10 protein-coding genes are annotated in these 11098 nt (G+C 41.9%); 7 read left to right on the plus strand and 3 right to left on the minus strand.

Annotated elements, in window-relative coordinates; genetic code table 11:
* Positions 1-24 precede the first annotated feature (24 nt).
* Positions 25-1083, plus strand: a complete 1059-nt coding sequence (locus PSPO_RS03585; protein WP_010560800.1) for a bifunctional transcriptional activator/DNA repair enzyme AdaA — start codon at positions 25-27, stop codon at positions 1081-1083.
* A 30-nt stretch (positions 1084-1113) separates the two neighbouring features.
* Here PSPO_RS03585 and srmB read toward each other — a convergent pair whose 3' ends face one another.
* Positions 1114-2343, minus strand: a complete 1230-nt coding sequence (gene srmB / locus PSPO_RS03590; protein WP_010560799.1) for an ATP-dependent RNA helicase SrmB — start codon at positions 2341-2343, stop codon at positions 1114-1116.
* Positions 2344-2419: 76 nt separating this feature from the next.
* Here srmB and PSPO_RS03595 point away from each other — a divergent pair, with 76 nt between their 5' ends.
* Positions 2420-3124: a tRNA1(Val) (adenine(37)-N6)-methyltransferase gene (locus tag PSPO_RS03595; protein WP_010560798.1), complete on the plus strand. Its 705-nt coding sequence runs from the start codon at positions 2420-2422 to the stop codon at positions 3122-3124.
* Between the two features lie 9 nt (positions 3125-3133).
* Here PSPO_RS03595 and fldB read toward each other — a convergent pair whose 3' ends face one another.
* Positions 3134-3655, minus strand: coding sequence for a flavodoxin FldB (gene fldB / locus PSPO_RS03600; RefSeq protein ID WP_010560797.1), 522 nt, complete (start codon positions 3653-3655; stop codon positions 3134-3136).
* Between the two features lie 64 nt (positions 3656-3719).
* On the opposite strand from fldB, the gene xerD reads away from it, so the two are divergent.
* From xerD to lysS, 5 genes are all read left to right on the plus strand, one after another.
* Complete coding sequence (gene xerD / locus PSPO_RS03605) at positions 3720-4634, plus strand: site-specific tyrosine recombinase XerD (RefSeq protein WP_420848518.1); 915 nt, start codon at positions 3720-3722, stop codon at positions 4632-4634.
* Positions 4635-4712: 78 nt separating this feature from the next.
* Positions 4713-5444, plus strand: coding sequence for a bifunctional protein-disulfide isomerase/oxidoreductase DsbC (gene dsbC / locus PSPO_RS03610; protein ID WP_010560795.1), 732 nt, complete (start codon positions 4713-4715; stop codon positions 5442-5444).
* A gap of 67 nt (positions 5445-5511) precedes the next feature.
* On the plus strand, positions 5512-7236 hold the full coding sequence (gene recJ, locus PSPO_RS03615) for a single-stranded-DNA-specific exonuclease RecJ (protein WP_010560794.1): 1725 nt from the start codon (positions 5512-5514) through the stop codon (positions 7234-7236).
* Positions 7237-7356: 120 nt separating this feature from the next.
* Positions 7357-8455, plus strand: a protein-coding gene (prfB, locus tag PSPO_RS03620) for a peptide chain release factor 2 (RefSeq protein ID WP_096035283.1) whose coding sequence is annotated in 2 segments (ribosomal slippage) — positions 7357-7431 and positions 7433-8455 — 1098 coding nt in all. Because the reading frame shifts where the segments join, the coding sequence is not laid out codon by codon here.
* Between the two features lie 28 nt (positions 8456-8483).
* A complete protein-coding gene (lysS, locus tag PSPO_RS03625) occupies positions 8484-10025 on the plus strand; it encodes a lysine--tRNA ligase (protein ID WP_010560792.1) in 1542 nt (513 codons plus the stop codon).
* Between the two features lie 84 nt (positions 10026-10109).
* On the opposite strand, the gene PSPO_RS03630 is transcribed toward lysS, so the two are convergent.
* Positions 10110-10958 (minus strand): HDOD domain-containing protein, encoded by an 849-nt coding sequence (locus PSPO_RS03630; RefSeq protein ID WP_010560791.1) that lies wholly within the window; start codon positions 10956-10958, stop codon positions 10110-10112.
* Between the last annotated feature and the right edge of the window lie 140 nt (positions 10959-11098).

The raw sequence follows: 11098 nt of genomic DNA on the forward strand, positions 1-11098 counted from the left end.
TAAAATCACCAAATAATTGGCTTTATGAAAATCACGCAACCTGAAAAAATTAACGAGTATTACCAAGCATTGGTAGATAAAAACAGTCAATATCTTGGTTGTTTTTATGCCTGTGTAACCAGCACGCAGATTTTTTGTATCGCGACTTGCAGTGCGCGCAAACCAAAAAAAGAAAATGTCGAGTTTTGCTCTGAGGTCAAAGATGCCCTTGATGCGGGCTTTCGTCCATGCAAAGTGTGTAAGCCAACACAAAATGCCCATTCCATGCCAGAGCCAGTGGCGACAGCACTAAAATTACTAGCGCAAAAAGGCCAAGAAAAGCTTTCAGACTATCATTTAAAAGAGGCGGGCATTCAACCTGAACTGGTAAGGCGTTGGTTTAAAAAACACTATGGCATGACGTTTCAAGCTTATCAGCGCATGGTGCGTATAAATACCGCTTATCAAGAAATTCAAAATGGCAAGCAACTGATTGATTCGGCGCTTGATTCAGGTTTTAACTCACTGAGCGGATTTGCTTACACTTTTAAAAAAGCCACAGGCCTTAACCCAAGTAAAAGTAAAGAGAAGCAAGTTATCTTAATTGCGCGCCACACTACACCCATTGGCCCTATGTTTATATGCGCAACCAATAACGGCGTCTGCTTGGTTGAGTTTGTTGATAGACGCATGTTAGAAACGGAATTTAACGATTTACAGAAACGCTTAAATGCGGTGATTTTACAAGGCGAGAATGAGCATATTAAACAGTGTAGGGCAGAGCTGAGTGAATATTTTGCGGGCAAGCGCAAAGAGTTTAGCATTCCCCTAGATTTAGCAGGTACTGAATTTCAGCAAGGCGTATGGCAAGGGTTACAAACTATTCCATTTGGCGAAACACGCAGTTATTCAGAGCAAGCAACTGCACTCAATAATGCTAAAGCGGTGCGCGCTGTCGCCACTGCAAATGGTATGAATCGGGTTGCGATTATTGTGCCGTGTCATCGGGTGATTGGTAAAGATGGGTCACTGACTGGCTACGGCGGTGGCTTAGAGCGAAAAGCGTGGCTATTACGTCACGAAGCGGCTGATTTTAAAGAATAAAAAAGCGGTGATAACACCGCTCTTGTAAAGCTACTTCTTTTTCGCTTTTTCCTTGGCTTTCTTTTTCGCCTTCATTTTTTCTGGGTCTTTTTTCTTTTTCGCCGGCAATTTCGCTTCTTTGTGTTTTGGCTCTAAACCCTTAATTGTGCGGCGTTTAAGTTTTTGCTCGGTGTAGCGCTCAACTTTTGCCAAAATTTCCACATCATGAGCTTCAATAAATGAAATTGCTGTGCCTTTTTTACCTGCACGGCCTGTACGGCCAATGCGGTGTACATAAATATCGGCGGTGCGTGGCATATCGAAGTTAATTACGTGGCTAATATCAGCTACATCGATTCCGCGCGCGGCAACGTCGGTTGCAATTAATACGTTTGTACGGCCTGTGTCAAAGCTTTTAAGTGCGGCTAAACGTTTATCCTGAGGCATTTCACCACGCAGCCACGTGGTTTTAATGTCTTTCGCGAATAACTCGCCAACTAGCTGCTCTAAACGTTCACGTGTTTTAACGAAAACAATAGCCTTTTCAACGTCTTCCGATTTTAAAATCGCTTCAAGTTGTTCCACTTTATGTTCACGGTTATCTGATAAATGCACCCATTGATGGATTTTGCCTTTTTCGCGGCGCGATGGGGTTGCTTCTAAAAGTGCAGGATCATTAAGAATGCGCTCTGCAAATAGCTCAACGCTGTCGCCCTCTAATGTGGCTGAGAACAAAAAGCATTGTTTACGGTTTTTTGCTTCATCGCAAATGCGCAGCATTTCTTTACGAAAACCCATGTCTAACATGCGGTCGGCTTCATCAAGAATAAGTACTTCAACATCTTCTGCGTGGAAGTTTTCTGAATTTAAGTAATCCATTAAACGACCAGGCGTAGCAATCAGAATGTCGTTATTTTTTTCAAAAATTTCTTTATGGCTACCGTAGTTAATACCACCGGTTACTACACCAATTTTAAGGTGAGTTTGTGCTGCAAGGGCATTTGCTTGTTCATACACTTGATAAGCGAGTTCACGTGTTGGTGTCATAATAAGTACGCGCGCAAAACCTGGATTACGTCTTGGGAAATCAATCAGGTATTGCATTGAACCAAGTAAAAACGCAGCCGTTTTACCAGTACCGGTTGGTGAACTTGCTAAAATATCGCGACCTTTCATCGCTGCAGGAATTGCGAGCGATTGAATGCTAGTCGGTTTATCAAAACCCATTTTTTCAATGGCGTTTAATAATTTGGGATCAAGATCTAGGTCAGCAAAGTGCATAAGGAAATAAACATAAAGGAAAATTAGCTGTATTATACACCGAATGAGGCAATAGGGCAGAGGGCATTTTACCGCAATGTCGGGTTTTACGTTTAAGCAGTTTCATATTAACCACGATAAATGTGCTATGAAAGTGGGCACTGATGGTATTTTGCTGGGCGCTTGGGCGCCTCTTGAGGGGGTTAGTACAGCGCTAGATATTGGCACTGGTACGGGGCTAATTGCCTTAATGCTTAAGCAGCGTGCGCCTAGTTTAGTTATCACAGGTGTTGAAATTGATAATGATGCATTTTTACAAGCGAAAGAGAATATTTCAGCTTCACCTTGGCAAGATCTAAATTTGTGGCAAGGTGATATCAATGAATTTCAAGCAAATACTGCGTTTGATCTGATAGTTTCAAACCCGCCATTTTTTAATGACTCACTTAAAAGCGACAATGCACAGCGCATGACGGCACGTCATACGGATGATTTATCGTTTGACAGTTTATGTGCTAAAGCGGTGAGTTTATTAAGCGAAAAGGGGCGGTTTTGTGTGGTATTGCCTACAACCGAGTTAAGCCGATTTGAAAATGCCGCAGATAACGCTAATTTGAAAATTATTAAAAAGCAGTGGGTATTCACTAGCAAAAAGAAAGCAGCAAAACGGGTATTACTGTGTTTAGCGCTGAAAAATGAGTTGCAAACCTTGGTTGAAGAAGAATTGGTTATTCATGCTGAGAGTGGGGAGTACAGCACAGCGTATAAACAACTGTGCCGTGATTTCTATTTGAACTTTTGAGGAAAGCAGTTAGAGCGTTTCAGTGTATTCGGTCATTATTTGTTCAACCCAAGCAGCAATGCGTTCATCACTTTTCTCGTACTGACTGTCTTCATCCAGTGCCAAGCCAACAAACTGTTTGCCATCTTCGGTTAATGCTTTTGAGGCTTCAAACTCGTACTCTTCTGAGTTTGGCCAGTAGCCTAAAAAGGTCACGCCTTGTGGTTTAATTTTGTCGTGCAGCATGCCTAATGCATCTTGAAACCATTGACCATAGCCTTGTTGGTCGCCCATACCAAAAAGTGCAATGGTTTTACCGCTTAGGTTAACTGACTCAATATCATCCCAAATTGATTCCCAATCTTCTTGTAACTCGCCAAAGTCCCAAGTAGAAATACCAAACATTAAGAAATCGAATTGTTCTGCGTTTTTCAGTGGCTCGTCTTTAATATTGTGAAGTGAAATGATGTCTTCACCGATAATTTGCTGAATTTTTTCTGCAGCCATCTCGGTGTAACAAGTTGTAGAACCAAAAAATAAACCAATTTTCATATTAAATTTGTGCGTTGCCGTGAGCTTGATATGATAGTCGCTAGTTTACCTTAACCTATGTGTTATTAATACATTGACAGAAAAACAAACCCCAAGCGTTGAAAATAGCCAACATATAGAGCAATTTTTAGATGCCCTTTGGTTAGAGCAAGGTTTAAGTGAAAATACCTTGGCAGCATATCGTAACGACTTAAACAAATTTGCAATTTATATTGCGAAAACCCCGCTTTTTGAGGTTGATGAAGGCATTATTCTTGAATATTTAGCATATCGCCGAGAAAATGGTTTTACAGCACGAAGTACGGCTCGGGCGCAAAGTGCGTTAAAACGCTTTTATTTGTATTTTATTGGTTTGAAAAAACTCTCCAGCTCACCGCTTGCCCATATTGAACAGCCTAAGCTAGGCCATTCATTACCTAAAACCTTAACAGAACAAGAAGTTGAAGCCTTGCTTGATGCGCCTAATCTTGAAGAGCCCATAGAGCTAAGAGATAAAGCCATGCTTGAACTTTTGTATGCAACAGGGCTTCGCGTAAGTGAATTAGTTGGCCTGCGCATGGAGCAAATTAATTTGCGCCAAGCTGTGGTATTTGTAAAAGGTAAAGGTAACAAAGAGCGTTTAGTTCCAATGGGAGAAGTGGCGCTTGAGTATATTGAAGCGTTTATTAAGTTAGCACGTCCGCAATTAATTAAACACGCGACTGATTTTGTTTTTCCGTCAAAACGCGGCATTGGCATGACACGACAGACCTTTTGGCATCGCATTAAACACTATGCATTAGTTGCGAATATTCAAACGGAATTATCGCCACACACCTTACGTCATGCATTTGCCACACATTTGATCAATCATGGTGCTGATTTACGTGTTGTACAAATGATGTTAGGCCATAGTGACTTATCGACCACACAGATTTATACTCATGTAGCAAAAGAAAGGTTAAAATCCATTCATCAGACGCATCATCCAAGAGCTTGATGACAAAATACGGAATTTTATGTGGCTTAATACGGTCTAAATATTTATAAGCCCCAGTATTTAAAAAAGAGATAGCAAATGAAAAAACTAGCAATCGCAGCTGCTTTGTTGAGTGCGGCATTTAATATTTCAGCAAATGGTGTCGCAGCAGCGAGTGTTGATCCAATCGAAGCGAAAATCATAGCGGAATTTGAAAAAATCGGTCTACAAGCAAGTGGTGTAGCCGAAACACCTGTAAAAGGTTTGTATGAAGTGTTAACCAATCGCGGCGTGTTATACAGCACGGCTGATGGTAAGTATTTACTGCAAGGTACGTTACTTGATTTAGAAAATAAAGAAAACCTAACGGAAGTTGCACTAGGTAATTTGCGTGTAGAAGGGGTAAAACAATTTGCTGATTCAATGATTGTTTACCCAGCTAAAAACGAAAAGCACAAGGTAACAATTTTTACAGATATTACTTGTGGTTACTGTCGTAAATTACACCGCGAGCTGGATGATTACCTAGACGCAGGTATTACGGTGCAATACTTAGCCTATCCTCGTGCAGGTATTCCAAGTAAAGGTTTTGACGACTTACAAGATATTTGGTGCGCAAAAGATGCGGCTAAAGCACTTACTGACGCAAAAGCGGGTGATGACGTAGTAGACGTAGCAGCCTGTGATGCACCGGTGAAAGAACAGTTTGAAATGGGTCAAAGCTTCGGTATTACGGGTACACCAGCAATCATTTTAGAAGATGGTACGCTGATTCCTGGTTACCAGCCAGCGGCGCAGTTAAAGCAAATTCTTGATAGCAAAAAAGGTTAAGATAACTTTTTTAGCGAATTAGGGCCGTTAAGGCCCTTTTTAGTCTGAGATTATTAAAAAACGGTTCATGCAAAAAACTATTCAAACACGTGCACGCGTTGACGACAGCCATTTAGACGCCTCGCTTCATCCTGTAATTAAACAAATTTATGCTTCTCGTGGTATTAAAAACAATACTGAACTTGATAATGGCGCGGCGTCGTTACTTGATTTTCGCTTGTTAAAAGACATTGATGTTGCAGCAAATATCTTAATTAATGGGCTGCAAAAACACGCCAAAATTTTAATTGTCGGTGACTTTGATGCTGATGGTGCAACCAGTACCGCGGTGTTAATGGAAGGCCTGCCAATGTTTGGCTTTCAACATGTTGATTACCTAGTGCCAAACCGTTTTAACTTAGGCTATGGCTTAAGCCCGCAACTTGCAGAACAAGTAGTGCAAATTAAACCGGATATTTTAATTACGGTTGATAACGGTATTTCATGTTTGCAAGGTGTTGAAATTTGTAAGCAAGCTGGCATTCAAGTGATTGTTACCGATCACCATTTGCAGGGGGAACAGCTACCGAATGCCGATGCGATTGTTAATCCGAACCGCTTTGATTGTCAGTTTCCATCAAAAGCATTGGCGGGATGCGGTGTTGCGTTTTACTTGCTGGTGGCACTTCGTCACACGTTACGAGAGCAAAATTATTTTGAAAACTCCGGTTTAGCGCAACCTAATTTGGCGAGTCTTTTGGATATTGTTGCGCTGGGTACTGTGGCCGATGTGGTGCCGCTCGATGCTAATAACCGGACTTTGGTATACCAAGGTTTGGCACGTATTCGCGCAGGGCGCACCCGCCCCGGTATTTTGGCGCTTATCGAGGTTGCCAATCGCAATAGTTACCGTCTGCAAGCCAGTGACTTTGGCTTTGCTATTGCGCCACGGCTTAATGCGGCAGGGCGCTTAGATGATATGAGTTTAGGTATTGCTTGTTTACTGAGTCAGGATGGCAATCAGGCAAGACGCATTGCTGCGGAACTTGATGGATTAAACCAAGAACGCCGTGAAATCGAGCAAAGTATGCAAGTTGAAGCTAACGCAGTGCTAGAACGCTTAGTGTCACAATCACAAGAAATTCCAGATGCTGTGTGTCTATATCAAGATGATTGGCACCAAGGTGTTATTGGTATTTTGGCGGGGCGTTTAAAAGAGCAATATCACCGCCCCACAGTGATTTTCGCACAGGGTGAAAATGGTGAAATAAAAGGCAGTTGCCGTTCGATTCCAGGGCTCCACATGCGTGATTTGTTGGAGTCAATTTCAACTAAACACCCCGATTTAATTTTAAAATTTGGTGGTCATGCCATGGCGGCGGGTTTATCAATTTTAGAAAGCGACTTTACCCGTTTTAAACAAGTGTACTCAGATGCGGTGGCAAATACGTTAGCCGAAGAAGATAAACACGCGGTGCTATTAACTGATGGTAATTTGCCAGCTGATTGTTTTAACTTGAATTTCGCCAACCAACTTAAACAATCCGGGCCCTTTGGCCAAAGCTTTCCTGAGCCGCTATTTGACGATGTTTTTTATGTTATTCAACAGCGTATGGTGGGCGAAAAACATTTAAAATTAGTATTACGACATGCATCGGGTTTAGATGTTGACGCAATAGCCTTTAATGTTGATTTAAGGGCGTGGCCAAATACCGCAGCTGAAAAAGTACGTTTAGCCTATCAGCTTGATATTAATGAGTTTAGAGGTAAGTTTTCGCTGCAATTACTGGTTAGCGAAATACAATTGGCATAGATAAGAAATATTTATGCGAAAAAATGGTTTTGAATCTAATCAAAACCATTTTTTTTTGCTAAAATTCCCGCCTTTGATTATTGCCAAGAATTCGGGCAAAACACCTGTTGGAGTGATGTAATGTTTGAAGTGAATCCTGTGATTAACCAAATCAAGGAAATTCGCGAACGTACCGACCAACTTAGGGGGTATCTTTGACTACCCTCTTAAGAAAGAGCGGTTAGAAGAAGTTAATGCCGAATTAGAAGATTCAGCAGTATGGAATGAGCCTGAAAAAGCACAGGCGTTGGGTCGTGAAAAATCGAGCTTAGAAGCAATTGTTGAAACTATCGAAAATCTTGAGCAAGGCGCTGAAGACGTTGAAGGTTTAGTTGAGCTGGCTGTCGAAGCCGAAGACGAAGACACCTTTGCAGAAGCAGAGTCTGAGCTTGAAGACTTAATGAAGCAACTTGATAAGCTAGAGTTCCGTCGTATGTTCTCTGGTGAGCAAGATGGTAACGATGCCTATATCGACCTGCAGTCAGGTTCAGGCGGCACTGAAGCACAAGACTGGTGTAACATGCTGCTGCGTATGTATTTACGTTGGGCAGAAGCAAAAGGCTTTAAAGCGGAAATCGTTGAAGCAACCGATGGTGATGTTGCCGGCATTAAAGGTGCAACGGTTCGTGTTTCAGGTGAGTACGCTTATGGTTGGTTACGCACTGAAACAGGTGTGCACCGCTTAGTACGTAAAAGCCCGTTTGATTCAACAGGTCGCCGCCATACATCATTTGCTTCTGCGTTTGTTTATCCTGAGGTGGATGACAATATTGAAATTGATATTAACCCAGCCGATTTACGTATTGACGTATATCGTGCATCGGGTGCGGGTGGTCAGCACGTTAACCGTACAGAATCTGCGGTGCGTATTACTCACTTACCGACCAATACGGTAGTGCAGTGTCAGAATGACCGTTCGCAACACAAAAACAAAGCACAGGCAATGAAGCAGTTAAAAGCAAAATTGTTTGAGCTTGAAATGCATAAACAGAATGCTGAAAAGCAGTCACAAGAAGATGCAAAATCGGATATTGGCTGGGGTAGCCAAATTCGTTCGTACGTACTCGATGATTCTCGTATCAAAGACTTACGTACCGGGGTTGAAAACCGCAATACTCAAGCCGTATTAGACGGCGATTTAGATAAGTTTATCGAAGCCAGCCTGAAATCTGGCCTTTAATTTAAACCAAGCAACTTAGAGCTATAACATGACAGATCAAATTCAAGACGAAAATAAATTGATTGCAGAGCGTCGTGCCAAGCTAGATGCGATTCGTGAGAATTGCTCAGCTAATGGTCACCCGAATACTTTCCGCCGTGAAAATTACACAGCAGATCTACAAGCTAAGTTTGGTGATAAATCGAAGGAAGAGTTAGTCGAGTTAGACCACCAAGTTTCAGTAGCAGGCCGTATTTTAGCAAAACGTGGTCCTTTCCTTGTACTTCAAGATATGAAAGGTCGTATTCAGGCGTATGCGTCTAAAGACGTACAAAAAGATTTAAAAGAGAAGTATGGTCAGCTTGATATCGGTGACATCATCGGTGTATCGGGTCCGCTTCATAAATCAGGTAAAGGTGACCTTTACGTAGATATGGTTCAGTACGAGCTACTAACAAAGTCACTGCGCCCATTACCAGAAAAATTCCACGGTTTAACAGACCAAGAAGCGAAGTACCGTCAGCGTTATGTTGACCTTATCACTAATATGGATACCCGTGAGACGTTCCGCATTCGTTCAAAAGTGATTGAAGGTATTCGTCGTTTCTTAGCTGAACGTGACTTTATGGAAGTTGAAACGCCAATGCTTCAGGTTATTCCTGGTGGTGCAACGGCGCGTCCATTCGTAACTCACCACAACGCATTAGACATCGATATGTATTTACGTATCGCACCAGAGCTTTACCTTAAGCGTTTAGTGGTAGGTGGTTTTGACCGCGTATTTGAAATTAACCGTAACTTCCGTAACGAAGGTCTTTCAACGCGTCACAACCCAGAATTCACCATGATTGAATTCTACCAAGCGTACGCTGACTACAACGACCTAATGAACTTAACGGAAGACATGTTACGTACCGTTGCACAAGATGTACTAGGTACCACAACGGTTATCAACACAGTTAAAAACGCTGAGGGTGAAGTTGTTGAAACAATCGAATATGATTTCGGTAGTAAGTTCGAGCGTTTATCAATGGCTGATGCCATCATCAAGTTTGGTCCAGATGCAGCTGAAATCGCGCATATTTTCAAAGATCCGGAAAACCACTTCGACGAGCTAGTAGCTTACGCCAAGAAAGTACACGTAAAAGTGCCAGAGAAATGTGTATGGGGTGCAGGTAAGTTCTTATGTGAAATCTTCGAAGAAACAGCTGAGCACAAGCTAATTCAGCCAACTTTCATCACAGAGTATCCGTGGGAAGTGTCGCCACTTGCGCGTCGTAACGATGAAAACCCATTTATCACTGACCGTTTCGAATTCTTCGTAGGTGGTCGTGAATTAGCAAATGGTTTCTCAGAGCTTAACGATGCAGAAGATCAAGCGGCACGTTTTGCACGTCAGGTTGAAGAGAAAGATGCTGGTGATGATGAAGCAATGCACTTTGACGATGATTATATCCAAGCACTTGAGTATGGCCTACCGCCAACAGCAGGTGAGGGTATTGGTATCGATCGTCTAGTAATGCTATTTACTGACTCACCAACGATTAAAGATGTAATCTTATTCCCGCATATGCGCCCGCAAGCGGACTAAGCAACGTCTTATAAAAAACCCAGCTATATGCTGGGTTTTTTGTTTTCAAGGGGCTGTAAATCCTGTTGAATTTGTTAGTTATTCTTAATGCGATGAAATTAAGTACTCTTCTACATCTTCTTTCAGATCTTGGAAGTCATATTCATCGAGTTGTAAGGTGTCTAATACTAGCTGTTCTATTGCGTGCCATTGTGGTTCAGGGCGAAAGTTCCTAGCGACATGCACTAGGTTTTCAGCTAAGCGTAAACAAGCAAAGCAACTGCGCTCAAATTTATCGTTTGAGGCATTAAAAAAATCATTACTGTGATGTTGCAGAATTATTTGGCAAATTTGTTTAGGTAAGTTCCAACTCGTGGCTAAGTAGTAGCCAACAACCGCGTGATTAGTTTTGTATTTCTTTTCTTCTTTATGTATTAACAGGTTACTGTCATTTTCACGGTGCTCTTGCAGTAAATGGGTGTAGCCTTCAAAGCGAATTGCCATCGCGGGTGTACCCGCATCGTGAAATAAACCTATTAAGTGTAAATTTTCAGGTGGTAGGGGCGATTTTAAATGTTGCGCAATAATACACGACACATTAGCGATGTCGTTAGCGTTATCCCAAAAACGATTTAGTGGTAACGAGCATTTACTTTGGTCATAGGCTTGTTTAAGTAAATAGCCAGTCACTAAGCTGGTAATGTTCTCAAGACCTAAAAACATTACGGCTTGGCGAATATCACTTATTGTTCTGGCAAGGCCGTAATAGGGACTATTTATAATTTTGAGTACGGCAGCTGATGTTGCCACGTCAGCGGCAATAATGTCTGCAACGCGATAAAGTTCGGGCTCGTGGTTTAGCTCATCTTGCAGTGCTTGCAAAATATCAGGCTTAGCTGGAATGGTGAAACCAGCTGCAACATCGCTCAGTATTTTGTTATCTATTTCAATCATTAGTTCGCTTATTTTTAACAAGCCACTTAATTACTATAGACAAAGATTGTCGAGCTGTTGCAATAGTGTGTGTTATTTAGGCATAAAAAATCCCAGCAAGTGCTGGGATTTTTGGTCAGTCATCAATTTAGATTTCCATA

This window comes from Pseudoalteromonas spongiae UST010723-006, from assembly GCF_000238255.3.
Lineage (GTDB): Bacteria > Pseudomonadota > Gammaproteobacteria > Enterobacterales > Alteromonadaceae > Pseudoalteromonas > Pseudoalteromonas spongiae.